This window comes from Sphingomonas sp. DC5200-1 (assembly GCF_049897245.1).
Lineage (GTDB): Bacteria > Pseudomonadota > Alphaproteobacteria > Sphingomonadales > Sphingomonadaceae > Sphingomonas > Sphingomonas aquatilis.
On sequence record NZ_JAFCVW010000003.1, the window covers coordinates 471,301 to 495,853 of the forward strand.

The following is a 24,553-nucleotide window of genomic DNA, read 5'->3' on the forward strand; positions in this document are numbered from 1 at the left end:
CGCAAAGGTCAGCGGAACGATGCTGCCGATATCGGCAAATGCTGGGGCCGGGGTGTCAGGACGGACGTCGGTCGACGGCCTCCTGCGCCTCTCCCTCGGCGATCAGCTTGGCGTAGCGTCGGGCCATGTCGAGGTGGACGCGGCGTCCGTCGCTGTTTGGCGTGCGGTCGGCGAGCGCGCGTTCCTGGCGCTCGCGGTGGATATAGAATTGGGTTTCGGCATGAGTCGGCATGAAGGCCTCCCTCATTGGGGTGATGCTTGTCGCCAACGGGCAACGCGTCACAAGCCATGACCTTTTAGCATGATAGGGCGCGTTTCGCCTTCATCTGCATCAATCCGCCCCGGGCCGGCGCCGCGGCTCTCGAACGGCACACAAACCGATCGGTCTCCAAACGAAAAGGGGGCCCGGCATCGCTGCCGAACCCCCCATTCCATCAGCCGTTGGCTGACGATCAGTCGCGATCGCCGGTCAGGAAGGCCGGCGCAAATTCGGGCGCAGGGCCGTCGTCGTTGCCGCCGCCGTTACGCGGGCCACGCCCACCGTCGCGGTCGCCGCCTTCGCCGCGGGGGCCACGGTCACGGCGCGGGCCGCGATCGCCGCGGTCGCCGCCACGATCGCCGCCGTCACGACGGGGACCACGGTCGCCGCGATCGCCACGGTCGCCGCGCGGGCCACGGCTGCCACGGTCGCCGCCTTCACGCGGTTCGCGCGCCGGACGCGTGTCTTCCAGTTCGGCGCCGGTTTCCTGATCGACGACGCGCATCGACAGGCGAACCTTGCCGCGCGGATCGATCTCGAGGACCTTCACCTTGACCTGCTGGCCTTCGCTGAGGACGTCCGAGACCTTCTCGACGCGCTCGTTCTTGATCTCGCTGACGTGGACGAGACCGTCCTTGCCGCCCATGAAGTTCACGAACGCGCCGAAATCGACCAGGTTGACGACCTTGCCGTCGTAGATCTTGCCGACCTCGGCCTCTTCGACCAGGCCCTTGATCCACTTGATCGCGGCTTCGATCTGCGACGAATCCGACGACGACACCTTGATGACGCCCTCGTCGTCGATGTCGACCTTGGCGCCCGTGGTGGCAACGATCTCGCGGATCACCTTGCCGCCGGTGCCGATCACTTCGCGGATCTTCGACTTGTCGATCGTGAAGGTTTCGATGCGCGGCGCGTGCGCCGACAGCTCCGAACGGGTCTCGCCCAGCGCCTTCGCCATTTCATTGAGGATGTGCGCGCGGCCTTCGTGGGCCTGCTTCAGGGCGACCTTCATGATCTCTTCGGTGATGCCCGAGATCTTGATGTCCATCTGCAGCGCGGTGATGCCCTCGCTGGTGCCGGCGACCTTGAAGTCCATGTCGCCGAGGTGATCCTCGTCGCCCAGGATGTCCGACAGGACGGCGAAGTCCTTGCCTTCCAGGATCAGGCCCATCGCGATGCCCGAGACGGGGCGCTTCAGCGGCACGCCCGCGTCCATCATCGACAGCGAACCGCCGCAGACGGTGGCCATCGACGACGAGCCGTTCGACTCGGTGATGTCCGACGTGACGCGGATCGTGTAGGGGAATTCTTCCTTCGACGGCAGCACCGGGTGCAGCGCGCGCCAGGCGAGCTTGCCGTGACCGACTTCGCGACGACCCGGCGCACCGAAGCGGCCGACTTCACCGACCGAATAGGGCGGGAAGTTATAGTGGAGCATGAAGTTCTGGTACGACAGGCCGTTGAGGCCGTCGATCATCTGCTCCGCGTCGCGGGTGCCGAGCGTGGTGGTCGCGATCGTCTGCGTTTCGCCACGCGTGAACAGCGCCGAACCGTGCGCACGCGGCAGGAAGTGGACTTCCGATTCGATCGGGCGGATCTGCGTCGTGGTACGGCCGTCGATGCGGCGGCCCGTCTTCAGGATCGCGGTGCGGACGATGTCGGCTTCCAGCTTCTTCACCAGCTTCAGGCTGGCGAGATACGCCTGCGGATCGCTGTCCTTCAGGTCGGCCATGCCGTCGCGGGCCTTGGCGCGCGCGTCGTTAATCGCCGTCTGGCGAGCCTGCTTGTCGGTCAGCTTATAGGCCGCCTCCAGGTCCTTGCCGATCAGCTTCTTCAGCTTGGCCTTCACGCCTGCGCTGTCGGCCTGGACCTTGAGTTCCCAGGGCTCCTTGGCGGCCTGTTCGGCGAGGTCGATGATCGCGTCGATCACCTGCTGCGACGCCTTGTGCGCGAACATCACCGCGCCGAGCATGACGTCTTCCGACAGCTCCTTGGCTTCGGATTCGACCATCATGACCGCGTCATGCGTCGCGGCGACCATCAGGTCGAGCTCGCCGGTCAGCACGTCGGCATCCGACGGGTTGAGGACGTATTCGCCGTCCTTGTAGCCGACGCGCGCTGCGCCGATCGGGCCCATGAAGGGCACGCCCGACAGCGTCATCGCGGCCGAGGCTGCGATCATCGCCAGCAGATCGGGCTCGTTCTCGCCGTCATACGACAGAACCTGCGCGATGCAGTTGATCTCGTTGTAGAAGCCTTCGGGGAACAGCGGGCGGATCGGACGGTCGATCAGGCGGCTGACCAGCGTTTCACGCTCGGTCGCGCCACGCTCGCGCTTGAAGAAGCCGCCGGGGATGCGGCCCGAAGCCGAAAACTTTTCCTGGTAGTGGACGGTGAGCGGGAAGAAATCCTGCCCTTCCTTCACCGACTTGGCGGCGGTCACGGCGCAGAGCACCACCGTCTCGCCGAGCGTCGCGATCACCGCGCCGTCGGCCTGGCGGGCGACCTTGCCCGTTTCGAGGGTGAGCGTCTGGCCGCCCCACTCGATCGATACCTTCTTGGCATTGAACATGTATTTTCCTTCACTCCCCACGCCAAATGCGTCGGGGGGCCTATCTGCGAGCTAAGCCGGCTCGCGCGGTGTGGAGCGTCTTGTCGCTCCGATGGATCGGGGCCGAATTGCCCGTCTTCCGCTTACCCGGCTCGTGCCGGTATTCGTGAAACGCGTGGCGCGCCCATAGCACGGATATACGAAAAGGGCGACCCGAAGGCCGCCCTCTCGTTTCACCCGCTGGGGGTTACTTGCGAAGACCCAGCTTCGCGATCAGGTCCAGATACCGCTGGCCATCGGTCTTGCGCAGATAGTCGAGCAGCGAGCGCCGCTTGTTGACCATCATCAGCAGCCCGCGGCGCGAATGGTTGTCCTTCTTGTGACCCTTGAAGTGCTCGGTCAGGTTCTTGATGCGCTCCGACAGGATCGCGACCTGGACTTCCGGCGAACCCGTATCGCCTTCCTGGCGGGCGTGAGCCTTGACGAGTTCGTTCTTGCGCTCGGCGGTAATGGTCATGTGTTCATCCTCGACATCACAGATTGAAAACGCGGACGACGCGGACCTCATGGTCCTCGACCGATACCAGCGCGACCGGCGTGTTGCCGTCGCATGCGAAGTATGGGCCATCGTCCGTGGCGATCCCGGTCAGAACACGCCCCTGACGGAGCGCCCCTGCCTGATCGGGGGTGAGGGGTAGAGCCGGGATGTCGTCCAGCCCCGCCCTCAACGGCAGGAGTATCTGTTCAAGGGTGCGCCCCATACCGGCTTCCGCCAGATTGTCCAGCGTTATCGCGGGTGCGAGGGTGAACGGGCCGGCCTTGGTGCGGCGGAGCATCGTGACGTGGCCGACCGTGCCGAGCGCGAGCGCGATGTCGCGGGCGAGGGAGCGGATATAGGTGCCCTTGGAGACATGCGCGGTGAGGGTGATGTCCTGCAATTCCTCCCTCGCGTCAGCGGGGGAGGGGGACCGCTCGCCGCAGGCGAGTGGTGGAGGGGGCGTGTCCGCAGATGCGACGTTCGCCGTATCCTCCCCCTCCGTCAGCGCGTCGCGCTGCCACCTCCCCCTGGCGGGGGAGGAATGGAGGGCATGCACCGTTACGTTTCGGCTTGCGAGCACCACTTCCTCGCCCGCCCGCGCCAGATCGTAGGCCCGCTCGCCGTCAACTTTCAGCGCCGAATACGCCGGCGGCACCTGGCTGATCGGGCCCGTGAAGCGCGGCAGCACCGCCTCCACGTCGGCCAGCGTCGGCCGCACGTCCGACGTCGCTACACCCACGCCTTCCGCATCCAGCGTATCGGTCTGCTCGCCGAAGCGGATGGTGAAATCATACACTTTGTCGCTGTCGAGCATCCGCCCGGCAAGCTTCGTCGCCTCGCCGACCGCGACCGGCAGCACGCCGGTCGCCAGCGGATCGAGCGTGCCGCCATGGCCGACCTTGAATTTGCCATAGCTCCCCTGGCGCAGCGCACGCTTCACCGCGGAGACGACCTGCGTGCTGCCGAGCCCCAGCGGCTTGTCGACGATGATCCAGCCGTGCATCAGCCGATCGCCTGCGCCAGTTTCAGGAACAGGCCGATCACCGCATCGGCCGGCGGGCCGACCAACCGCCCGACGACATCCGCCTTGGGCGCGATCATCGGCAGGACGACGAGGACGAAGAGCAGCAGCAGGAAGCCGAACCGCCCGATCTTCGCCCATTGCGCCGCGAGCGGGCGGGGCAGGATACCCTCGACGACATGTCCGCCATCGAACGGCGGCATGGGGAGCAGGTTGAAGATCGCGAGGAAGACGTTGACCAGCAGGAAGTTGACGAGGTTCGCGAAGACGAACGCCGCAACACCGGTCGGCTGTGCGCCATGCAGTAGCGCGACCGCGGTGCCGATCAGAATCGCGGCGATCGTGGCGAGGATCAGGTTCATGCCCGGCCCTGCGAGCGCCACCGCGACCATGCCCCATCGAGGGTTGCGCAGGCGCTGCGCGACGACCGGCACCGGCTTCGCCCATCCGAACACCGGCGCGCCCGCGATGGCGAGGCCGAGCGGCAGGATCAGCGTGCCGACCGGATCGACGTGGCGGAGCGGATTGAAGCTCAGCCGTTTCCGCTCCGCGGCGGTCGGATCGCCGAGCCACTTCGCCATCCAGCCGTGCGCAACTTCGTGAAAGACGATCGCGATGACGAGCGGGATGATCCACACGGCCGTGCGGTAGACGATGTTATCGGGGTTCATGGCGCGCGATATGGCGCGGGAGAGGGGATAGCGCCACTCCCTGTTCGTCATCCCGGCGTACGCCGGGATCCATGGACGCGTGACGCCGATGGCAGCTCGCCCTTGTTTGCGGCACCGGAACCATGGATCCCGGCGTGCGCCGGGATGACGAACAGGGGATTATGTGCCCAATGCCTCCGAAAAATGCCGCCGGCACAATGCGATATAGCGATCGTTGCCGCCGATCTCGGTCTGCGCGCCCTCGGCGATGGCGCGACCCTCGCCATCGACACGCAGGTTCATCGTCGCCTTGCGCCCGCATACGCACACCGATTTGATCTCGATGAGCGCATCCGCGATCGCGAGCAGCCGCGCCGATCCTTCGAACAACCGCCCCTGGAAATCGGTCCGCAGGCCATAAGCGAGCACCGGCACGTTGAGCACGTCGCAGATATGCGCCAGTTGCGCGACCTGGGCGGCGGAGAGGAATTGCGCCTCGTCGACCAGCACGCAGGCGAGCGGGCCGCGCGTCAGCCGATCCGCGACGCAGGCGGCGAGGTCGGTCGTGCCCTCGAACGGCGTCGCTGGTGCCTCTAGCCCGATGCGGCTGGTGATCGTGCCGTGCGCAAAGCGATCGTCCACCGCCGCGGTGAACAGCATCGTCTCCATCCCCCGCTCGCGGTAGTTGAAGTCCGCCTGCAACAGCGTCGTCGACTTCCCCGCATTCATCGAGGCGTAGTAGAAATAGAGCTTGGCCATCAGAAGCGGCGGTACAGGGGATCGCGAGGTTCCTGTAAAGCACCTTCTGCCTTATCCACCCTCACGGACTGGGGGGCGATCCGCCCCGTAGCGACGTCGCCGATCATCCACAGCGGCCACCAGTCGCCGGCCTTTGCGTTCTCGCTACAGGCGTAGGACGAACTGATCGTAACGATCATGAGATGCCGGCTGTCCTTCGACCAGCGCATCGCCGATGGTAGGACGGCGTCCGGAGTAAGGCAGCGGAACCGACTAACTGCCTGCCGTTTCGCTGCTGTGACAAGCTGACGGCGTCGCACGACCCGGCGGTCGACGATTTCAAAGAGCTCAAGCTCATCCATGAACGAACCGACATGATGGTTCACTGCAAGCCAGTGGGCATCCGGCGACCAGAGCACCGTGAACGGCATATCATCGGACAGGGAGCTCAGACGCGCGAGTATCTTGCCGCGCGAATCCTGAAGCTCGATCGGCGGCTGGCGATCTTGATATGCCCGCTGGACAATAACCAAGCTGCCATCCGGGGATGGCGCCCGACCGCGGCATGTCGCAACGAATTGATAGACGGTCTTGGTGCGATTGAACCCGCTGGATTTGCAGTTGGTGGTCAGCGCACCGATCTGCGCTTGGACGAACGACGCCTGGCTGAGTGCCGTTATGATGGTGAGCGCGCAAAGCCATAGACCATGGCGCCTAACGGCCGTGCGAACCCGATACGCTTTGCCCTTCCGTCCCACCGACACCTCGAGCATTGAACCACTGGCGCATGTAGGGCGATCCGGCGGTAGCATTCGGCCGTCCGCCTACGTGATGACGGTCGCCATCGTGCACCAACGTGACCTGCCGCCGTCTAGCCGTCAATCCTCGCCCGCGTCGCCCAGATCGCGTGCCACTTCCGGCCGGCGGAGCAGCTGGTCGATGTGGCTGCCTTCGTCGAAGCTTTCGTCGGCGAGGAACTTCAGCTTGGCGGCGTATTTGTTCTGGATGCGGTGCGCGACTTCGCGTTGCAGATAGGCGGTGTTGGTGCGCAGCGCCTTCAGCACCGCCTCCTCGTCCTTGCCGAGCAGCGGCTTCACGAAGACGGTTGCGTGGCGCAGATCGGGGGACATGCGCACTTCGGTGATGCTGACCATGTGCTTGGCCAGCGTTTCGTCATGCACGTCACCGCGCTGGAGGATCTCCGACAGCACGTGGCGCACCTGTTCGCCGACGCGCAGCGTGCGAACCGATTTTTCCTGGGGGTCTTTGTTCATCATGCCTCCAACCCCTCTCCCGCCGGGAGAGGGAGGGGCCCGCCGCCGTCAGGCGGTGGGAGGGTGAGGGTGACGGCCGGTGCCATTGCCACCCTCACCCTTCCGCTGCCTGCGGCAGCTCCCTCCCTCCCCCAAAGGGAGAGGGACGTCAGGGTTAGAGGGTGCGTTCGCGCATCTCGACTTCGAACGTTTCGAGGAAATCGCCGGCCTTGATGTCGGTGAAGTTCTGCGTGAACGTCACACCGCATTCCAGACCCGCGCGGACCTCGGCGACATCGTCCTTGAAGCGGCGCAGCGACGCGATCTCACCCTGGTAGATGATGACGTCGTTGCGCGTGATGCGGGCCTTGAGCGCCTTGCGGATGACGCCTTCGACGACCAGCAGACCCGCGGCCTTGCCGTGCTTGCCCGCCGAGAAGACCTCGCGGATTTCCGCACGACCGACAACGGTTTCGAACGCTTCCGGCCCGAGCTCGCCCGCCATGCCGGCGCGGATCTCGTCGATCAGGTCGTAGATGACGTCGTAATACTTGAGCGCCACCTTCTGCCGATCGGCGATCTCGCGTGCCTTGGCATTGGCACGGACGTTGAAGCCGATGATGGGCGCGCCACTGGCACCCGCCAGCGTCACGTCGCTTTCGGTGATGCCGCCGACACCCGAATGCAGCACGCGAGCCTTGATGAGATCGGTCGAGATCTTGTTGATCGACGCGACGATCGCCTCGACGGTGCCCTGCGTATCGGCCTTGACGACGAGCGGATATTCCTTCGCCGCATTGGCCTTCAGCGCCGAGAACATGCTCTCGAGACTCGCCGGCGCGGTCGTGGTGCGCTTCTGCGTCAGCACGCCCTGACGATATTCGGCGACCTCGCGGGCGCGCGCCTCGTTCTCGACGACCTGCAGCGGATCGCCCGCCGAGGGCACGCCCGAGATGCCGAGCACCTCGACCGGCATCGCCGGACCGGCCTGCTTTACCTGACGGCCCTTGTCGTCGACCAGCGCGCGGACCTTGCCGCTCTCCGCGCCGATGACGAAGACGTCGCCGACCTTCAGCGTGCCGCGGTTGACCAGGATCGTCGCGACCGGGCCGCGGCCCTTGTCGAGCTTCGCCTCGATCACCGTGCCCTCGGCCGGGCGGTCGGGGTTGGCGCGCAGTTCGAGCAGTTCGGCCTGCAGCTGGATTTTCTCGATCAGCTCGTCGAGGCCGGTCTTCTTGAGCGCGGAGACTTCGACGTCCTGGACGTCGCCGCCCATTTCCTCGACCACCACCTCATGCTCCAGCAGGCGCTCGCGCACGCGCTGGGCATTGGCCTCGTACTTGTCGATCTTGTTGATTGCCACGATCATCGGCACGCCGGCCGCCTTGGTGTGGTTGATCGCCTCGATCGTTTGCGGCATCAGCCCGTCGTCGGCCGCGACCACCAGCACCACGATATCCGTGACGTCCGCGCCGCGCGCACGCATCTGCGTGAACGCCTCGTGGCCCGGCGTGTCGAGGAAGGTGATCTTCGACTTGTCCTTCAGCGTGACCTGATAGGCGCCGATATGCTGCGTGATGCCGCCGGCTTCGCCGCGCACCACGTCGGTACCGCGCAGCGCGTCAAGCAGGCTGGTCTTGCCGTGATCGACGTGACCCATGATTGTGACGACCGGGGGACGCGGCTTCATCGCCTCTTCGGCATCCTCGACCGTGTCGATCGCCAGATCGATGTCGCTGTCGGAGACGCGGACGATGTTGTGGCCGAATTCGGTCACCAGCAGCTCGGCCGTATCCTGGTCGATCGTCTGCGTCATCGTGACGGGCATGCCCATCTTGAACAGCGTCTTGACGAGGTCGGCGCCCTTTTCCGCCATACGGTTGGCGAGTTCCTGGACGGTGATCGCCTCGGGCACCTGCACGTCGCGGATCTGCTTGGGCTGCGCTTCACGCGGGCCGCCGAAGTGACGCTTTTCCTTTTCGCGCGCGCGCTTCAGCGCGGCGAGGCTGCGGCTGCGCGCACCATCGTCGCCCAGCGCGCGGTTGACGGTCAGCTTGCCGCCACGACGCTCGTCGCCCTTGCGGTCGCGCTGCGTCGGACGGCTCGGCGGCGCGTTGCGCGGCGTCGCCTGACCCGAAGGCAGGTTGCGGTTGACGCCACCCGAGGCGCTGCTGCCCGACGCACTCGCGGCCGGAGCCGCTGCGGGCGCGGGCGCCGGCGCCGGCTTGGGCTGCGGCTTGGGAATTTCGGGACGTGCGACTGGCGAGAAGCGACGCGGCGCGGGAAGCGACGGATCGCGGCCGAGTTCCACCGTCGGCGCAGGCGCCGGGGCGGGTGCCGCCGGACGCGGCGCAGGCTGCGCGACCACCGGAGCCGGAGCCGGAGTGGGGGCCGGCGCGGGCGTGGGGGCCGGCGTCGGTTCGGGCGCCGCAACGGGTTCCTCGACCGGCGTCGGCGGCACGGGTCGCTCGACCGGGCGGAAGCCGCGGCCGGCCGGGGTCGGCACGGTCACGGTCGGCGCGGCGGGAGCTGCCGGGGCGGCTGCGGCAGGCGCAACCGGCTCGGGCGCGGGCGTGGGCTCGGGCGCAGCCGGGGGAGCGGCGGCGGCTGCCGCCGCAGCGGCGGCCTTTTCGGCGGCGCGCTGGCGTTCGTCCTCGAGCGCCTGCGCACGCGCGGCCTCTTCGCGGCGACGCGCGTCTTCCAGCGCGTGCATGCGCTGGTCTTCAGCCTCGCGCAGCATGCGGGCCTGGCGCTCCTGCGGTGTCTCGTTCGACGGCGCCGGGCGCGGGGCGGGGGCCGCCGGAGCCGGAGTCGGTGCGGCGACGGGCGCCTGCACCGGCTGCTCGGGCGCAGCCTGTGCCTCGCCCGGGCGGCCCAGCACGCGCCGCTTCTTCGTTTCCACGATCACCGTATTGGACCGGCCATGGCTGAAGCTCTGCTTCACCTGGCCGGTCTCGACCGTGCGCTTCAGCCCCAGGGGCGCGCGCATGCCAAGTTTCGGCTTATCGTTGTCGGTGTCGCTCACTCAAATTCCTCGTTCACGTCTACGGCCGGTCGCGTCCCGCCGGGTTCGGCGCCGGATAACCGGTGCGCCGATGCGCCTTGCGGGGCCGTTTCGCAAGGCACGGGAGTGGGTTCAGGTCCGATAAAATGCAGCCAGCGGTCGAGCGCGTCGCTCACCCGCGCGGCGGCAGCGCGGTCGGTCAGGGCGATGTGTACCACATTTTCGCGGCCCAGCGCCAACGACAATATGGTGCGCGAGACCGGCAATACCAAGCCCCTGACGGCAGAGCCTTCGCGATCGGATCCGATCCGCCACGCCTGATCGAGCTTGCGGTTGCCGTCGGTGCCGGCATCGGCCGCATGATAGAGCGCGTGGAGCTGGCCCGATCGTGCCGCCGTCTCGATCTTTTCCGATCCGGTCAGCAGCAGGCCGGAGCGCGATTCGAGGCCGAGCCGGTCGAGCGCGTTGCGTTCGAGTGCGCTGGCGATGCGCGCGGGCAGGTCGTCAGGGATCACGAGCTCGGCGCCCTTGAACGCCCGCGCCAGCGCACCGCGCAGGCGCTTCTTGGCGATCGCCTCCTCCAGTTCGGCGCGGGTCACGCCGATCCACGCGCCGCGGCCGGGGGCCTTGGCACGCACGTCGGGCAGCACCTGTCCGTCCGGCGCGATGGCGAGTCGCACGAGGTTATCGCGCACGTCGCGGTCCTGCGTCAGGATGCATTTGCGGATGGGGTCGGTCATGCCGCCACCTCCGCTACAAACGGTTCGTCATTCCCGCGAAGGCGGGAATCCAGACGCGCCACCGTCAGCGACCGAGTCGCAACGTCAGCCAGTCTGGATCCCCGCCTAGGGCCCCATCGAAGTAATACTTCGATGGGGTCCCTGCGCGGGGATGACGGATAGGGAAGGGCGAACGAGTCGCCCCTCACAAAGCGTCGTTGAACCGTCAGCGTCTCATTGCGAGGGAACCGCATCAGCGTCCTCCCGCACTTGGGGCGCATCGCGGTCGGCGATCAGCTGACCGCCGGCACCGTAATTCTCCGTCGACACTTCCTCGATCACGATCTGGACCGCGGCCGGATTCTTGCCGAGGCGCGTGACGAGGCTGGCCGTCACGTCCGCGACGACCCCTGCCTTCTGCTCCTTGGTCGCGGAGCCGGCCAGTCGGATCGAGACGAAGGGCATCAGGCCTCCTCACCCTCCGACGCGTCGGCATCGGCGGTCGCAGGCGCTTCGTCCTCGAACCAATGCTGGCGCGCGGCCATGATGATCTCGTTGCCCTGCTCGTCGCTGAGACCGTATTCGGCGAGGATGCCGCCCTTCGGTTCGGGGCGCTTGGGCGCGTCCTCGTTGCGGCGACGCGGCTCGGCGCGCTTCTTCTCGACCAGTTCGTCGGTCGCGAGGTCGGCAAGGTCGTCGAGCGTCTTGATGCCCGCCTTGCCGAGCGTGACCAGCATCGCTTCGGTCAGGTACGGCATGTCGGCGAGCGCGTCCTCGACGCCCAGCGCACGACGTTCGTCACGCGCCGCGGCCTCGCGGCGGTCGAGCGCTTCCTGCGCACGGCTCTGCAGTTCCTGCGCCAGGTCCTCGTCGAAGCCCTCGATGCCGGCCAGTTCGTCGAGCTCGACATAGGCGACCTCTTCCAGCGCGCCGAAGCCTTCGGCGACCAGCAGCTGCGCCAGCGTCTCGTCGACGTCCAGTTCGTTCTGGAACATCTCGGAATTCTGGACGAATTCCTTCTGGCGCTTTTCGCTCGCATCGGCCTCGGTCAGGATGTCGATCGCCTTGCCGGTCAGCTGGCTGGCGAGGCGGACGTTCTGGCCGCGGCGGCCGATGGCGAGGCTGAGCTGGTCGTCGGGCACGACCACCTCGATCCGGTCCTCTTCCTCGTCGATCACGACGCGGCTGACCGAAGCGGGCTGCAACGCGTTGACGACGAAGGTTGCGGTGTCGGGCGACCAGGGGATGATGTCGATCTTTTCGCCCTGCATTTCCTGCACGACGGCCTGGACGCGGCTGCCCTTCATGCCCACGCAGGCGCCGACCGGGTCGATCGACGAATCGCGGCTGATGACGCCGATCTTCGCGCGCGAGCCGGGGTCGCGAGCCGCCGCCTGGATGGTGATGATGCCGTCGTAGATTTCCGGCACTTCCTGCGCGAACAGCTTCTTCATGAAGTCGGGGTGCGCTCGGCTGAGGAAGATCTGCGGCCCGCGGTTCTCGCGGCGGACGTTGAGGATCAGCGACCGGATGCGGTCGTTGACGCGCACCACTTCGCGCGGGATCTGCTGGTCGCGGCGGATGACGCCTTCCGCGCGGCCCAGGTCGACGACGATATGGCCGAACTCGACGCGCTTGACGACGCCGGTGATGATCTCGCCCTGGCGGTCCTTGAACTCTTCATACTGGCGCTCGCGCTCGGCGTCGCGGACCTTCTGGAAGATGATCTGCTTGCTCGCCTGCGCCTGGATGCGGCCGAATTCGATCGGGGGCAGCGGATCGACGATATAGTCGCCGACGGTCGCGCCCTTCTGCAGCTTCTGCGCCTGATTGACGTCGACCTGCTTGAAATAATCGTCGACCGCCTCGACCACCTCGACGACGCGCCACAGGCGCAGGTCGCCGGTCTGCGGGTCGAGCTTCGCACGGATGTCGTTCTCGATGCCGTAGCGGGTCTTGGCCGCGCGCTGGATCGCTTCCTCCAGAGCCTCGATCACGATGCTCTTGTCGATCATCTTTTCCGATGCGACCGAATTGGCGATCGCGATCAGTTCCGCGCGGTTGGCGGTGGCGACGGTGGCCATCTTACTGCTGTCCTTCGTTGGATGCGTCGGTGTCGTCTGTTTCTTCGAATTCGTCCGCGCCTTCGCTCGAAAGCGGTGCGGTGGCGGCGAGCAGGCGATCGGTGATCGTCAGCTTCGCATCGTGGATCTGGTCGAGTCCGACGGTCATCGGCTGATAGCCGCGCACGTCGATCGTGACCTTGTCGCCGTCGATCCCGACCAGGTCGCCGGTCAGGATCTTGCGGTTATCGATCTTCTCGACCAGCGTCACCTTCGCCTCGTGCCCCGCCCAATTGACGTAATCCTGCGGGCGGGTGAGCGGCCGGTCGATGCCGGGCGACGACACTTCGAGGCGATAGGCGTCCTCGATCGGATCCTTGCCCTCGGCCTCCAGCGCGTCGAGCACGTCCGAGATGCGGCGCGACAGATCGGCGCAATCGTCGATCGTCAGCTGGCCGGTGTCGGGCCGTTCGGCCATGATCTGGAGCGTGGGGTCGGATTTGCCGCCGAACATCTTCACGCGCACGAGGTCGAAACCCAGCGCTTTGGCTTCGGGTTCGATCAATGCGGTCAGAAGGGCGATGTCCGCCATGCGGGCTCCAAAACAGATATGCGTGTTCGCCGCCGCGGAAGGGGTCCCCCGCAGCCTCTTTCACCTGACGATGTTAGAGAAGGCAGCGGCTATATACGCCGGCCCCCGAATAGAAACAAGCATCCATCGTGCGGGCCCGTGCGTTCGCTGCACCGATAAAAAGGGAGACATTCATGCGCCTGCACCTGCTCGCCGCCTTGCCGGTGGCCCTGATCGCCTGTTCGGGCAACGCCCCCGCGACCGGGGAGGGCGCGCAGGCCGGTGAGACGCCGCCCTCGGCCAAGCCGTTCCGCGAGACGGTGGTCGCCGATTTCGTCTCGCCCTGGGCGCTGGCGTTCCTGCCCGACAATCGCATCCTCGTCACCGAAAAGGCCGGGCAGATGATCCTGCTGTCCGCCGACGGCAAGCGCCGCCAGACGATCGCGACACTGCCCGTCGATTCGGCGGGGCAGGGCGGGTTGATGGACGTGGTGCCCGCGCCCGATTTCGCGACCAGCAAGCGCATTTATTTCAGCTATTCGACCGCCGGCCAGGGCGGCAAGGGCGTAGTCCTCGCCCGCGGTCGGCTGCGCGGCGAAGGGGCGAGCGAACGCCTCGGCGAGATCGAGGCGCTGTTCCAGGCGCGGCCCTTCGTCGAGGGTAACGGCCATTATTCGGGTCGCATCGCCTTTGCGCCCGACGGCCAGAGCCTGTTCTTCACCAATGGCGAGCGGCAGAAGTTCACGCCGGCGCAGGACCCGCAGGCGACGCTGGGCAAGGTGCTGCGCCTGACGCTCGACGGCAAGCCCGCGCCGGGCAATCCGCTGGTCGCCAAGGGGTTCGCGCCGGAGGTGTGGAGCTATGGCCACCGCAACCTGCTCGGCATCGCCTTCGACGCGCAGGGGCGGTTGTGGGAACAGGAGATGGGGCCGAAGGGCGGCGACGAGCTGAACCTCATCATGCCGGGCCGCAACTATGGCTGGCCCAATGCGTCGAACGGCAGCCATTACGACGGCCGCGACATTCCCGATCACCGCCCCGGCGACGGCTACGAACCGCCGAAGGTGTGGTGGAACCCGGTGATCTCGCCGGGCGGCCTGATGATCTATTCGGGCAACCTCTTTCCGGCGTGGAAGGGTGATGCCTTCATCGGTGGCCTGTCGTCCAAGTCGCTGGTCCGCGTCGACCTCGACGGGCAGACTGCGAAGAAGGCCGACCAATGGCCGATGGGCGCACGGATCCGTGACGTGGAGCAGGGGCCGGACGGCGCGATCTGGGTGATCGAGGACGGCGGCGAGTCGCGGGGGCGGCTGATCCGACTGACGCCGCGGTAATCTCTTGCGCTCGTCACCCCGGGCTTGACCCGGGGTCCCGCTTTTTGGCCGGCCGTAGAAGAAGCGGGACCCCGGCTCTTCGGCCGGGGTGACGGGGCAGTCTCAGTCGCGCACCACCAGATAGTTCATCCGGGCATGCGCGATCGGCTTGTCGCGGTCGTCCTGCCAGGCGATAGCCTCGACATTCGCGACGCGCGTGCCGAGCCGCGTCACGATCCCCTCGGCACGCGTCGGCTTGTCGCGGCCGCCGCGCATGAAGTCGACGGTGACGTTGACGGGTTTGATCCGTCCGCCACCCTCTTCGGCTAGCGCATGCTGCAACGACACGATCGCCGCGACCTCCAGTAGGCCCGAGATCGCGCCGCCGTGCAGGAAGCCGGGACGGCCCAGCACTTCGTTGCGGAAGGGCATCACCAGCAATGGTGCGGCGCCGTCGCGTGGCTCCAGCGTCACGCCGAGCATCTCGGCATAGGGCGGCAAAGCGTGCTGCGTGTTCATGCCATCTGGTCCATCAGCATGAAGGTGCCCGCGACATGCGCCAGCGGATCGTCGGGCGTTTCATCATAGGCGATGCCGCGGACGAAGGCGATCGAGCGCGTCAGCTTCAGGCATTCGCCGCGCCCGATCACGGTCCGCCCCGGCACCGCGGGCCGCAGGTAATCGACGCGCAGGTCCAGCGTCGCCTGGGGCGCGAACTTGTCGCGCTTGATCCACACCGCGACGCTGGTCGCCATGTCCATCAGCGCGATGATCGGGCCGGACGCGAGGACGCCGCTGTCGACATCGCCGATCAGCCGCGCATCGTAGGGCAAGGCCAGCTCGACCCAGTCGTCGTCCCTGCCGTGATAGGTGATACCCACTGCGCCGCCATGGCCGCCGAAGCGATGCGCCATGAACGCCTCTAAGTTGAAACCGCTCATACGCCCGTCTCTACACGCCGCGCCCGGTGGCGCAACGCGGGGCGAGCAGGTAGCGTGCGGTAAAGCATGAACGCATCTGCACGCCGTTCGTGCTGAGCCTGTCGCAGCACGGTGGCCGCCACCTGCCCTTCGACAGGCTCAGGGCGAACGGGCAGGATTTGGGAGAGAGCCATGAACGACCGCGTCACCACGACCATCACCGACGGCATCGCCGACGTCCGCCTGACGCGGGCCGACAAGATGAATGCGATCGATCCTGCGATGTTCGAAGCGATCGGTGCGGCGATCGATGCGCTGCACGATCGCACCGACGTGCGCTGCGTCGTGCTGTCGGGTGAGGGGCGGGGGTTCTGCGCCGGCCTCGACATGGCGAGCATGGCGCGCGGCGGGTCCGGCACAGGAATTGCGCGCAACGATCAGGGCAGCATCCTGCCGCAGCATGTCACCTGGGGCTGGCGCCAATTGCCGATGCCGGTGATCGCCGCGGTGCATGGCGTCGCCTTCGGCGGCGGCTTCCAGATCATGTCGGGCGCCTGCATCCGCATCGCCGCGCCCGACACGCGCTTCGCGATCCGCGAGACGCATTGGGGGCTGGTGCCCGACATGGCGGGCTTCCCGATCTGGCGCGGGCTGGTGCGCGACGACGTGCTGCGCGAGCTGGTCTATACCGCGCGCGAATTCGATGCGGCGGAGGCGCTGCACCACGGCTTCGTCACGCGGCTGGCGGACGACCCTTACGAAGCCGCCATGGCGTTGGCGCGCGAGATTGCCGGGCGCAGCCCGCATGCGATCCGCGGAGCGAAGCGCCTGCTCAACATGGCGCACGACGCCGACCCGCGCGCGATGCTGGAAGCGGAGACGGCCGAACAGCTCAAGGTGATCGGCAAGCCCAATATGATGGAGGCGGTCGCGGCGAACATGGCCAAGCGGGCGCCGGTGTTCGTGGATTGAGGGGCGACGTCCCGCACCCACCCTCACCCTTCCGGCGCTGCGCGCCTCCCTCCCTCTCCCGGCGGGAGAGGGAAGGGGCCCGCGGCCGTCAGGCCGTGGGAAGGGTGAGGGTGGGTGCGGGACGGCCGCCTTACCGCGGCGCCATGCGGATACCGCCGTCGAGGCGGATATCCTCGCCGTTGAAATAGCCGTTCTCGATCAACGTCATGGCAAGGTGCGCATATTCCGCCGGATCGCCGAGCCGCTTTGGGAATGGCACGCTGGCCGCCAGCGCATCCTTCACCGGCTGCGGCGCGCCTTGCAGCAGCGGCGTGTCGAAGATGCCGGGCAGGATCGTGTTCACGCGAATGCCTTCGCCCATCAGGTCGCGCGCGATGGGGAGCGTCATGCCGACGACGCCGCCCTTCGACGCGGAATAGGCCGCCTGGCCGATCTGGCCGTCCTCCGCCGCGACGCTGGCGGTCATCACGATCGCGCCCCGTTCGTTATGCTCGCCCGGTTCCAGCGTCAGCATGCCGGCCGCGGACTTGGCGACGCAGCGGAACGTGCCGACCAGGTTGATCTGGATGAGCCAGTCGAACGCCTGGAGCGGGAAGTGCTTGATGCTGCCGTCTTCCTTCGATCGGCTGGCGGTCTTCACCGCATTGCCCGTGCCGGCGCAGCAGACCAGCACCGATTCCTGCCCGTGCGCCTCGCGCGCCTTGGCGAAGCCGGCGTCGACGCTGTCGTCGCTGGTGACGTTCACTTCGCAGAAGATTCCGCCGATCTCCGCGGCGAGCGCCTCACCCTTCTCGCGTTGCAGGTCGAAGATCGCGACCTTCGCGCTCTTGGCGGCGAGCGCGCGTGCGGTGGCGGCACCGAGGCCGGATGCGCCGCCGGTGACGACCGCGGCGGTGGTGTTCGTGATGTGCATGATGGTCCCCTTCCTATTGAGTCCTCCCCCGCCAGGGCGTGTGAGGATGAACGGCCCCCGGCCGTTCAAGATCATGCCGGGGGCATGATCGACCTCGCACGGTGGCGCCGCGAAGCGGTGACGGAGGGGGAGGGCGGAGGCGCCTTTCGTTACGGAACGTACCGCCGTCCGCCCCCTCCACCACGGCCTTCGGCCGCGGTCCCCCTCCCCCGCTGAAGCGAGGGAGGAATTTTACAGTCGCTCGACGATCGTCACGTTGGCGATGCCGCCGCCTTCGCACATCGTCTGCAAGCCGTACCGCCCGCCGCGCGCGTGCAGCGCATGGACCAGCGTCGCCATCAGCTTCGTGCCCGATGCGCCGAGCGGATGGCCGAGCGCGATCGCACCGCCGTTGACGTTAAGCTTCGCCGGATCGCCGCCGGTATGCTGCAACCAGGCGAGCGGCACCGGCGCGAACGCTTCGTTCACCTCGTACAGGTCGATGTCGTCGATCCGCATGCCGGCGCGCTGCAAGGCGCGATCCGTGGCGAACAACGGCTCTTCCAGCATCACGACGGGATCGCCGCCGGTGACGGTCAGATTGTGGATGCGGGCGAGGGGCGTCAGGCCATGCGCCTTCAGCGCTGCCTCGCTCACCACCATCACCGCACTCGCGCCGTCACAGATCTGGCTGGCGTTGGCGGCGGTGATTGAGCCGCCCTCCTGCAACAGCTTCACCGCGCCGATGCTTTCCGGCGTCGCATCGTAGCGGATGCCCTCGTCGCGGTCGTGGATCACCGTTCCCTCGGGCGTCTCCACCTCCAGCCCGACGATCTCGTCGGCGAAGGCGCCGGCCTCGGTCGCCGCAGCAGCGCGGCGGTGGCTTTCGAGCGCATAGGCGTCCAGCTGCGCCCGGTCGAAGCCGTATTTGCGCGCGATCATCTCGGCGCCCATGAACTGGCTGAACTGCACGCCCGGAAAGCGCGCCTCCTGCCGCGGGCTCTTCGCCTTGCCGAGGCCGGCTTGTGCGAACAGCGCGCCGGTCGAGCCCATCGGCACGCGTGTCATGCTTTCGACGCCCGCGGCGATCACGACGTCCTGCGTCCCGCTCATCACCGCCTGGGCAGCGAACTGGATTGCCTGCTGCGACGATCCGCACTGGCGGTCGATCGTGACGGCGGGCACGCTGGTGGGGAGCGACGAGGCGAGCACCGCGCCGCGCCCGACCTGGAAGCTCTGCTCGCCGCCCTGGCTGACGCAGCCCATGATGACGTCTTCGATCGCGGCGGGGTCGATGCCGCTCCGTCCGACGATCGCGTCGAGCGTTGCCCCCGCCATGTCTGCCGGGTGCCAGCCTGCCAGCCGCCCGCCGCGCCGTCCGCCCGCGGTCCGCACCGCCTGGACGATATAGGCCTCCGCCATCGCTTCGCTCTCCATAACTCTTGTTATTGTGGCGATGTGTCGCGTAATCCATGGCAAAGCGCAAGAGGGTGACGATGGACGTTCGACAGGCGGTGGCGGCACGACGATCGGTGCGCGGATTCCTCGATACGCCGGTGCCGCTGGCGCAGTTGCGGGACCTTGCCGAGGCGGCGGCGCGGGCGCCCTCGGGCGGCAACCTTCAGCCGTGGCACGTGCAGATCGTCCAGGGCGACGCGATGGCGCGGCTGAAAGCCATCATGGCCGATCGACTGGCGAGCGGCGCAAGCGAGACGCCGGCCTATGCCATCTATCCGCCCGAGCTCGATGATCCGTGGCGCGGCAGGCGCTTTGCGGTGGGTGAGGCGCTGTACGACCGGCTCGGCATCCCGCGTGAGGATAAGGCGGGGCGCCGGCGCTGGTTCGCCGCCAATTATCGCTTCTTCGGCGCACCGGCGGCGTATTTCTGCTCGGTGGACAGGCGTATGGGGCCGCCGCAATGGTCGGACCTCGGCATGTATCTGCAAACGCTGATGCTGCTCGCGGAGGCGGCGGGGCTGGCGACCTGCCCGCAGGAATGCTGGGCGATGTATCCCGAGACGGTGGGGCGGTTCCTCGGCCTGCCCGAAGGCCGGATGCTGTTCTGCGGCGTGGCGATCGGGTTCGAGGATACGGACGCGCCGGCCAATGCGCTACGCAGCGAGCGCGCACCGGCGGACGAGTGGCTGAGCGTGGTGGAATAGCGGCTATCGTCGCCCCGGACTCGATCCGGGGTGACGTTCCTTACCGGCTTTCTTAGGACCGATCGACATTCACTGACGCCAAGATACGAAGAGGTAAAGACAAGATGGTTCGCGCGGAGGCGCGGAGGACGCGGAGATGTCACGCGCGTGGGAACGCTTCGCCTTGACCTCGACCGAGATAGACAGGCCGCTCGCGCGGCAAACGCGACACCTCTGCGTCCTCCGCGCCTCCGCGCGAACAAAACCCTTTCTTCTTCATGCCTTTCCGCTCGTCGAAAACTCCATCACGACGGTGACCGTTGATCGGCTCTGGAAGCGGGGCCCCGGATCAAGTCGGGGGTGACGGGGTGCTACAGAACCACCCGCTCAGGCTTCGACTCCTCGATCGCCGCCAGCACCATCCGTTCCCACACCGCCGGGTCGCCTGCCGCGGCCATGCGCTGGTCCGGCTCGCGTAATGCGCGCAGCACCGCCAGGGCATCGGGCAGGTAATCGCGCCACGCGCTGTCCACCTGATCGCTCGCGCTTTCGGTATCGCCGCCAGCATTCACGCTGATCCGCTGCCCCGCCAGCACGCGGGCGATCCGTTCGGCGACGGGAGTGGTCGACACGTCCATGGCTGCTCTCCTTTGCCATGGACAATGCGCGAACCCGCAACGCGGTTGCCGGACATGACAACGGCCCGGCGAGGGATGCTCGCCGGGCCGCCATCAAAGTCGCGAAAGGAAGGGGGTCAGCGCGCCGCGCCGGCACCCTGTCCACGGCCGCCGCCGCCCGAACGGCCGCGGCCGCCACCGCCGCCACGACGGCTGGCGTTGGCATAGTTGCGCGTCGCGGTCGGCGCATGCGTCGCGCGCGGGCGGGCCGGCTGGCGCTGGCCGCGCGGCAGGTCGGCGCGCGGCGCGGGGTCCGCACCGATCGCCTTGATGCGCGTCGCCTTGATCTCGTTGGCGAGGCCGGTGAAATTCTCCGGCAGCGGACGCACGGTCACCTTCTGGCGCGTGATCTTCTCGATGTCCTTCAGGTACGGACGCTCGTCATCGGCGCAGAAGGCGATGGCGATGCCGCTGTTGCCTGCGCGTGCGGTGCGGCCGATGCGGTGGACATACTGTTCCGCGACGTTCGGCAGCTCGAAGTTGACGACATGGCTGACGCCCGACACGTCGATGCCGCGCGCGGCGATGTCGGTGGCGACCAGCACCTTGGTCTTGCCGTCCTTGAACTCACCCAAGGCCCGTTCGCGCTGGCCCTGGCTCTTGTTGCCGTGGATAGCGTTGGCCGCGATGCCGTTGCCGGCGAGCAGCTTCACGACACGGTCGGCGCCATGCTTGGTGCGCGTGAAGACGAGCGCGCGGTCGATCGCGGGATCCTGCAGCACCAGCGTCAGCAGCGCCTGCTTCTCCGTCTGGTTGACGAAGGTGACATACTGATCGACGCGCTCGGCGGTGGTCGATTCCGGCACCACCGACACAGTCTTCGGGTTGGTGAGGAACTGGCCGGCGAGATCGCGGATCGCGGTCGGCATCGTCGCGGAGAAGAACAGGGTTTGGCGCTTGCGCGGGATCATCCGCACGATCTTCTTGAGCGCGTGGATGAAGCCGAGGTCCATCATCTGATCGGCTTCGTCGAGGACCAGGATCTCGATCATCGACAGGTTGCACATGCCCTGCTCGACCAGGTCGATCAGGCGGCCCGGCGTCGCGACGAGAATGTCGACGCCGCGGCTCAGGTCCTGGCGGTTCTTATTGATGCTGGTGCCGCCGAACACGGTCGCGACGCTGAGCTTGGAAAACTGGCCATAGCCGCGCGCATTGTCGGCGATCTGGCTGGCGAGTTCGCGCGTGGGCGCGAGGACGAGCATGCGGACATGCGTCGGCAGAACGCGCTTCTGCGCGGCGACCAGGCGCTGGATCGACGGCAGCACGAACGCCGCGGTCTTGCCGGTGCCGGTCTGCGCGATACCGAGCAGATCATTGCCTTCCAGCAGGATCGGAATCGACTGCGCCTGGATCGGCGTGGGGGTGGCATAGCCCTTGGCCTCGAGCGCACGGACGAGCGGCTCGGCAAGGCCGAGATGAGCGAATGACATGGAATAACAACCTTCAAAAACGGCCTCGCCAGCGCGCCGTCCAAAGGAGAGGGCACGCCGGTGCGGCGGGGGAAACCGACACCCCGCGTGAAAAGGGAAGCCTTCAGCTAACGACCGAGGCGGAGCCGGGGGTGGCAGGGCCAACCCGTTCACGCTGCATGACGCCTCGATAGCCCGGCATGTGCGCTGCACTGCCGCAAAAGTCAAGGTGGCTGGCCTTGGTTTGCGCGCCACGTCGCATCACAGACCGCGTCATTGCGAGGAGCGAAGCGACGCGGCAATCCAGAGCGTATCGCGCGCGGCTCTGGATTGCTTCGCTGCGCTCGCAATGACGGGCAGGCTATCGGGACGACATTACAATGCCCGCCCGATCACCTCTTTCATGATCTCGTTCGTGCCGCCGTAGATCCGCGTCACGCGCGCCGACCGCCATGCCCGCGCGATCGGATATTCGTTCATATAGCCCGCGCCGCCGTGCAGCTGAAGGCAGGCGTCGAGCACCTCCCATTGCAATTCGGTGTGCCACAGCTTGGCGGCCGCGCCCTCTTCGTTGGTCAGCTCGCCCGCCAGATGCCGGCGGATCGCCCAGTCGAGATGCGCCCAGCCGACCTGCAGCTTCGTCTTGATGCCCGCCAGCACGAAGCGCGTGTTCTGGAAGTCGAACACCACGCCGGCGAACGCCTTGCGATCCTTGGTGAAGGCGACGGTATCGTCGAACGCCTTCTGTGCCGACGCCTGCGCGCCGACCGCGATCGACAGCCGCTCCTGCGGCAGCTGGCTCATCAGATAGACGAAGCCCTTGCCCTCTTCGCCTAAGCAATTGGTGATCGGCACGCGCACGTCGTCGAAGAACAATTCGGACGTGTCGGCCGCTTCCTGCCCGATCTTGTCGAGCTTGCGCCCGCGGCGAAAGCCGTCGCGTTCCGCCTCGACCAGGATGATCGACATGCCGCGCCACGCGGGCTTGGCGTCGGGATCGGTCTTGGCGACCACCAGCACCAGATCGGCGTTCTGGCCGTTGGTGATATAGGTTTTGCTGCCGTTGAGGACGTAGTGGTTGCCGTCTCGCTTCGCCGTGGTGCGGATCGACTGGAGGTCGCTGCCCGTGCCCGGTTCGGTCATCGCGATCGCGGTGATCGTTTCGCCCGACACCATGCGCGGCAGCCAGTGGCGCTTCTGCTCCTCCGACCCGTAATGCTCCAGATAGCCGACGACGATGTCCGATTGCAGCGTGAAGCCGGCGGGGACGCCGTTGTAGGTCAGCTCTTCGTTGACGATCGCGTTATAGCCGAAATCGAGGCCCAGCCCGCCGTACTCTTCCGGCACCGTCGGGCACAGCATGCCGACCGCGCCCGCCGCGCGCCAGAAGGCGGGCGGCACCAGTCGGTTCGCCTCCCACTCGGCGACATGCGGCACGCCTTCCTTGCGCAGGAACTGGCGTACGCTTTGCCGGAACGCCTCGTGATCCCCGTCATAGGCGCTGCGGCCCGCGACATCGTCCAGCGTCATGATCCTCTCCTCGTAACTTTGGGTGAGAGGCTGCGGATGCCGGCGCCTGGCGTCAAGACAAAATAACAAATGTTACGGACAGCCTCGGAAACCCCTGCCGATCGCCCTGAGCCTGTCGAAGGGCGGGTTTCCCCTAGCGCCGCGCCTGGGGCCACCCGTGCTTCGACAGGCTCAGCACGAACGGATGGAGGAGATCGTAACGCCTGAGACTTTTTCGGTGCATCCCGTCACCGCCGACGATAGCATGGGCCCCCAACCAAAAGAGGATGCCCGATGAAACTCGCCAGTCTGAAGCACAAGCGTGACGGCAGGCTCGTCGTCGTCTCGAACGACCTCGCCTGGTGCGCGGACGCGGGCCATATCGTGCCGACGTTGCAGGCGGCGCTCGACGATTGGGACCGGTATCTGCCCGACCTCCAGAATCTGGCGACCGATCTGGAGCATGCGGTGATCCCGCGCGAACGCTTCCACGAACATGACGCCGCATCGCCGCTGCCGCGCGCCTATCAATGGGCGGACGGCTCGGCCTATGTGAACCACGTCGCCCTCGTCCGTCAGGCGCGCGGGGCCGAGATGCCGGACAGCTTCTGGCACGATCCGCTGATGTACCAGGGCGGGTCGGACGGCTTCCTCGGCCCCCGCGATCCCATTCCGCTCGGCGACGAGAGCTGGGGCTGCGACATGGAGGCGGAGGTCGTCGTCGTCACCGGCGACGTACCGCTGGGCGCAAGCCGCGAGGAGGCGCTCGCCGCGATCCGCCTCGTCGGCCTGACCAACGACGTGTCGCTGCGCGGGCTGATCCCCGGCGAGCTCGCCAAGGGATTCGGCTTCTTCCAGTCCAAACCGGCCAGCGCCTTCTCGCCCGTGTTCGTGACCCCCGATACGCTGGGTGATTGGTGGCGGGACGGCAAGCTCCACCGCAAGCTCAACGTCGACCTTAACGGTCAGCCCTTCGGCCGGGTCGAGGCGGGCGAGGACATGACCTTCGACTTCGGCACGCTCGTCGCGCACGCCGCCAAGACGCGCGCGCTGGGCGCGGGGACGATCGTCGGATCGGGCACCGTCAGCAACCGCGGTGCCGACGGTGGCCCCGGCAAGACGATCGCCGACGGCGGCGTCGGCTATTGCTGCCTCGCCGAGCTGCGCACCGTCGAAACGATCGCGACCGGCAAGGCGACGACGCCGTTCCTCAAGCCGGGCGACACCGTGCGCATCTGGGCGGAGGACGACAAGCACCACCCGATCTTCGGTGTCATAGAACAGACGGTGGGATAAAGTCCTCTCCCGCCAGGGGGCATCGGGTTGCGCATGCCCCGCATGCTCAAG

24 protein-coding genes are annotated in these 24,553 nt (G+C 67.1%); 4 read left to right on the forward strand and 20 right to left on the reverse strand.

What is annotated here, in order from left to right:
* Positions 1–55: 55 nt before the first annotated feature.
* From ACP7A3_RS08395 to rimP, 13 genes are all read right to left on the reverse strand, one after another.
* Positions 56–232: a hypothetical protein gene (locus tag ACP7A3_RS08395; protein WP_294214908.1), complete on the reverse strand. Its 177-nt coding sequence runs from the start codon at positions 230–232 to the stop codon at positions 56–58.
* Positions 233–452: 220 nt separating this feature from the next.
* Positions 453–2,834, reverse strand: coding sequence for a polyribonucleotide nucleotidyltransferase (gene pnp, locus ACP7A3_RS08400; RefSeq protein WP_426256134.1), 2,382 nt, complete (start codon positions 2,832–2,834; stop codon positions 453–455).
* A 226-nt stretch (positions 2,835–3,060) separates the two neighbouring features.
* Complete coding sequence (gene rpsO, locus ACP7A3_RS08405) at positions 3,061–3,330, reverse strand: 30S ribosomal protein S15 (RefSeq protein ID WP_017977691.1); 270 nt, start codon at positions 3,328–3,330, stop codon at positions 3,061–3,063.
* Positions 3,331–3,346: 16 nt separating this feature from the next.
* Positions 3,347–4,354 (reverse strand): tRNA pseudouridine(55) synthase TruB, encoded by a 1,008-nt coding sequence (gene truB, locus ACP7A3_RS08410; protein WP_426256133.1) that lies wholly within the window; start codon positions 4,352–4,354, stop codon positions 3,347–3,349.
* Positions 4,354–5,043 carry a site-2 protease family protein gene (locus ACP7A3_RS08415; RefSeq protein ID WP_017977693.1) on the reverse strand — a complete coding sequence of 230 codons (690 nt, stop codon included), beginning with the start codon at positions 5,041–5,043 and terminating at the stop codon, positions 4,354–4,356. The genes truB and ACP7A3_RS08415 overlap by 1 nt, the downstream gene beginning before the upstream one ends.
* A gap of 159 nt (positions 5,044–5,202) precedes the next feature.
* Positions 5,203–5,781, reverse strand: a complete 579-nt coding sequence (locus ACP7A3_RS08420; RefSeq protein ID WP_426256132.1) for a thymidine kinase — start codon at positions 5,779–5,781, stop codon at positions 5,203–5,205.
* Positions 5,781–6,533 carry a hypothetical protein gene (locus ACP7A3_RS08425; protein WP_426256131.1) on the reverse strand — a complete coding sequence of 251 codons (753 nt, stop codon included), beginning with the start codon at positions 6,531–6,533 and terminating at the stop codon, positions 5,781–5,783. The genes ACP7A3_RS08420 and ACP7A3_RS08425 overlap by 1 nt, the downstream gene beginning before the upstream one ends.
* 105 nt (positions 6,534–6,638) lie before the next feature.
* Positions 6,639–7,037: a 30S ribosome-binding factor RbfA gene (rbfA, locus tag ACP7A3_RS08430; RefSeq protein WP_426256130.1), complete on the reverse strand. Its 399-nt coding sequence runs from the start codon at positions 7,035–7,037 to the stop codon at positions 6,639–6,641.
* A 151-nt stretch (positions 7,038–7,188) separates the two neighbouring features.
* Positions 7,189–10,038 (reverse strand): translation initiation factor IF-2, encoded by a 2,850-nt coding sequence (gene infB, locus ACP7A3_RS08435; protein WP_426256129.1) that lies wholly within the window; start codon positions 10,036–10,038, stop codon positions 7,189–7,191.
* The gene (locus tag ACP7A3_RS08440; RefSeq protein WP_426256128.1) at positions 10,035–10,757 is read right to left on the reverse strand and encodes a DUF448 domain-containing protein; all 723 of its coding nucleotides are present in this window, start codon (positions 10,755–10,757) and stop codon (positions 10,035–10,037) included. The genes infB and ACP7A3_RS08440 overlap by 4 nt, the downstream gene beginning before the upstream one ends.
* 213 nt (positions 10,758–10,970) lie before the next feature.
* Positions 10,971–11,201 (reverse strand): tautomerase family protein, encoded by a 231-nt coding sequence (locus ACP7A3_RS08445; RefSeq protein WP_017977699.1) that lies wholly within the window; start codon positions 11,199–11,201, stop codon positions 10,971–10,973.
* The gene (nusA, locus tag ACP7A3_RS08450; RefSeq protein ID WP_426256127.1) at positions 11,201–12,820 is read right to left on the reverse strand and encodes a transcription termination factor NusA; all 1,620 of its coding nucleotides are present in this window, start codon (positions 12,818–12,820) and stop codon (positions 11,201–11,203) included. Before nusA ends, ACP7A3_RS08445 begins: the two co-directional genes overlap by 1 nt.
* 1 nt (position 12,821) lies before the next feature.
* A complete protein-coding gene (gene rimP, locus ACP7A3_RS08455; RefSeq protein WP_043059732.1) occupies positions 12,822–13,391 on the reverse strand; it encodes a ribosome maturation protein RimP in 570 nt (189 codons plus the stop codon).
* 173 nt (positions 13,392–13,564) lie between these two features.
* On the opposite strand from rimP, the gene ACP7A3_RS08460 reads away from it, so the two are divergent.
* Positions 13,565–14,704, forward strand: coding sequence for a PQQ-dependent sugar dehydrogenase (locus tag ACP7A3_RS08460; protein ID WP_426256126.1), 1,140 nt, complete (start codon positions 13,565–13,567; stop codon positions 14,702–14,704).
* A 102-nt stretch (positions 14,705–14,806) separates the two neighbouring features.
* On the opposite strand, the gene ACP7A3_RS08465 is transcribed toward ACP7A3_RS08460, so the two are convergent.
* Positions 14,807–15,202: a PaaI family thioesterase gene (locus ACP7A3_RS08465; RefSeq protein ID WP_294314884.1), complete on the reverse strand. Its 396-nt coding sequence runs from the start codon at positions 15,200–15,202 to the stop codon at positions 14,807–14,809.
* Complete coding sequence (locus ACP7A3_RS08470; protein ID WP_017977704.1) at positions 15,199–15,624, reverse strand: PaaI family thioesterase; 426 nt, start codon at positions 15,622–15,624, stop codon at positions 15,199–15,201. Before ACP7A3_RS08470 ends, ACP7A3_RS08465 begins: the two co-directional genes overlap by 4 nt.
* Positions 15,625–15,795: 171 nt before the next feature.
* On the opposite strand from ACP7A3_RS08470, the gene ACP7A3_RS08475 reads away from it, so the two are divergent.
* Positions 15,796–16,575 (forward strand): crotonase/enoyl-CoA hydratase family protein, encoded by a 780-nt coding sequence (locus ACP7A3_RS08475; RefSeq protein WP_426256125.1) that lies wholly within the window; start codon positions 15,796–15,798, stop codon positions 16,573–16,575.
* Between the two features lie 130 nt (positions 16,576–16,705).
* On the opposite strand, the gene ACP7A3_RS08480 is transcribed toward ACP7A3_RS08475, so the two are convergent.
* Both ACP7A3_RS08480 and ACP7A3_RS08485 read right to left on the reverse strand, forming a co-directional pair.
* Positions 16,706–17,488, reverse strand: coding sequence for an SDR family NAD(P)-dependent oxidoreductase (locus tag ACP7A3_RS08480; protein ID WP_426256124.1), 783 nt, complete (start codon positions 17,486–17,488; stop codon positions 16,706–16,708).
* Positions 17,489–17,719: 231 nt separating this feature from the next.
* Positions 17,720–18,889 carry an acetyl-CoA C-acetyltransferase gene (locus ACP7A3_RS08485; RefSeq protein ID WP_426256123.1) on the reverse strand — a complete coding sequence of 390 codons (1,170 nt, stop codon included), beginning with the start codon at positions 18,887–18,889 and terminating at the stop codon, positions 17,720–17,722.
* Between the two features lie 74 nt (positions 18,890–18,963).
* Between ACP7A3_RS08485 and ACP7A3_RS08490 the strand changes: the two genes are divergently transcribed.
* Positions 18,964–19,629: a nitroreductase gene (locus tag ACP7A3_RS08490; RefSeq protein ID WP_426256122.1), complete on the forward strand. Its 666-nt coding sequence runs from the start codon at positions 18,964–18,966 to the stop codon at positions 19,627–19,629.
* Between the two features lie 350 nt (positions 19,630–19,979).
* Here the strand turns inward: ACP7A3_RS08490 and ACP7A3_RS08495 are convergent, their stop codons facing one another.
* The 3 genes from ACP7A3_RS08495 to ACP7A3_RS08505 form a co-directional block, all read right to left on the reverse strand.
* Positions 19,980–20,246 carry a hypothetical protein gene (locus ACP7A3_RS08495; RefSeq protein WP_426256121.1) on the reverse strand — a complete coding sequence of 89 codons (267 nt, stop codon included), beginning with the start codon at positions 20,244–20,246 and terminating at the stop codon, positions 19,980–19,982.
* A gap of 116 nt (positions 20,247–20,362) precedes the next feature.
* Positions 20,363–21,718: a DEAD/DEAH box helicase gene (locus tag ACP7A3_RS08500; RefSeq protein ID WP_426256120.1), complete on the reverse strand. Its 1,356-nt coding sequence runs from the start codon at positions 21,716–21,718 to the stop codon at positions 20,363–20,365.
* A 354-nt stretch (positions 21,719–22,072) separates the two neighbouring features.
* Positions 22,073–23,227: an acyl-CoA dehydrogenase family protein gene (locus tag ACP7A3_RS08505; RefSeq protein ID WP_426256119.1), complete on the reverse strand. Its 1,155-nt coding sequence runs from the start codon at positions 23,225–23,227 to the stop codon at positions 22,073–22,075.
* Between the two features lie 273 nt (positions 23,228–23,500).
* On the opposite strand from ACP7A3_RS08505, the gene ACP7A3_RS08510 reads away from it, so the two are divergent.
* Positions 23,501–24,502 carry a fumarylacetoacetate hydrolase family protein gene (locus tag ACP7A3_RS08510; protein ID WP_426256118.1) on the forward strand — a complete coding sequence of 334 codons (1,002 nt, stop codon included), beginning with the start codon at positions 23,501–23,503 and terminating at the stop codon, positions 24,500–24,502.
* Positions 24,503–24,553: the final 51 nt, after the last annotated feature.

Bases quoted from the DNA above. Each gene is read 5' to 3' on its own strand.
- ACP7A3_RS08395 (WP_294214908.1), bottom strand. From the start codon at position 232: ATGCCGACTCATGCCGAAACCCAATTCTATATCCACCGCGAGCGCCAG.
- pnp (WP_426256134.1), bottom strand. From the start codon at position 2,834: ATGTTCAATGCCAAGAAGGTATCGATCGAGTGGGGCGGCCAGACGCTC.
- rpsO (WP_017977691.1), bottom strand. From the start codon at position 3,330: ATGACCATTACCGCCGAGCGCAAGAACGAACTCGTCAAGGCTCACGCC.
- truB (WP_426256133.1), bottom strand. From the start codon at position 4,354: ATGCACGGCTGGATCATCGTCGACAAGCCGCTGGGGCTCGGCAGCACG.
- ACP7A3_RS08415 (WP_017977693.1), bottom strand. From the start codon at position 5,043: ATGAACCCCGATAACATCGTCTACCGCACGGCCGTGTGGATCATCCCG.
- ACP7A3_RS08420 (WP_426256132.1), bottom strand. From the start codon at position 5,781: ATGGCCAAGCTCTATTTCTACTACGCCTCGATGAATGCGGGGAAGTCG.
- ACP7A3_RS08425 (WP_426256131.1), bottom strand. From the start codon at position 6,533: ATGCTCGAGGTGTCGGTGGGACGGAAGGGCAAAGCGTATCGGGTTCGC.
- rbfA (WP_426256130.1), bottom strand. From the start codon at position 7,037: ATGATGAACAAAGACCCCCAGGAAAAATCGGTTCGCACGCTGCGCGTC.
- ACP7A3_RS08440 (WP_426256128.1), bottom strand. From the start codon at position 10,757: ATGACCGACCCCATCCGCAAATGCATCCTGACGCAGGACCGCGACGTG.
- ACP7A3_RS08445 (WP_017977699.1), bottom strand. From the start codon at position 11,201: ATGCCCTTCGTCTCGATCCGACTGGCCGGCTCCGCGACCAAGGAGCAG.
- nusA (WP_426256127.1), bottom strand. From the start codon at position 12,820: ATGGCCACCGTCGCCACCGCCAACCGCGCGGAACTGATCGCGATCGCC.
- rimP (WP_043059732.1), bottom strand. From the start codon at position 13,391: ATGGCGGACATCGCCCTTCTGACCGCATTGATCGAACCCGAAGCCAAA.
- ACP7A3_RS08460 (WP_426256126.1), top strand. From the start codon at position 13,565: ATGCGCCTGCACCTGCTCGCCGCCTTGCCGGTGGCCCTGATCGCCTGT.
- ACP7A3_RS08465 (WP_294314884.1), bottom strand. From the start codon at position 15,202: ATGAACACGCAGCACGCTTTGCCGCCCTATGCCGAGATGCTCGGCGTG.
- ACP7A3_RS08470 (WP_017977704.1), bottom strand. From the start codon at position 15,624: ATGAGCGGTTTCAACTTAGAGGCGTTCATGGCGCATCGCTTCGGCGGC.
- ACP7A3_RS08475 (WP_426256125.1), top strand. From the start codon at position 15,796: ATGAACGACCGCGTCACCACGACCATCACCGACGGCATCGCCGACGTC.
- ACP7A3_RS08480 (WP_426256124.1), bottom strand. From the start codon at position 17,488: ATGCACATCACGAACACCACCGCCGCGGTCGTCACCGGCGGCGCATCC.
- ACP7A3_RS08485 (WP_426256123.1), bottom strand. From the start codon at position 18,889: ATGGCGGAGGCCTATATCGTCCAGGCGGTGCGGACCGCGGGCGGACGG.
- ACP7A3_RS08490 (WP_426256122.1), top strand. From the start codon at position 18,964: ATGGACGTTCGACAGGCGGTGGCGGCACGACGATCGGTGCGCGGATTC.
- ACP7A3_RS08495 (WP_426256121.1), bottom strand. From the start codon at position 20,246: ATGGACGTGTCGACCACTCCCGTCGCCGAACGGATCGCCCGCGTGCTG.
- ACP7A3_RS08500 (WP_426256120.1), bottom strand. From the start codon at position 21,718: ATGTCATTCGCTCATCTCGGCCTTGCCGAGCCGCTCGTCCGTGCGCTC.
- ACP7A3_RS08505 (WP_426256119.1), bottom strand. From the start codon at position 23,227: ATGACGCTGGACGATGTCGCGGGCCGCAGCGCCTATGACGGGGATCAC.
- ACP7A3_RS08510 (WP_426256118.1), top strand. From the start codon at position 23,501: ATGAAACTCGCCAGTCTGAAGCACAAGCGTGACGGCAGGCTCGTCGTC.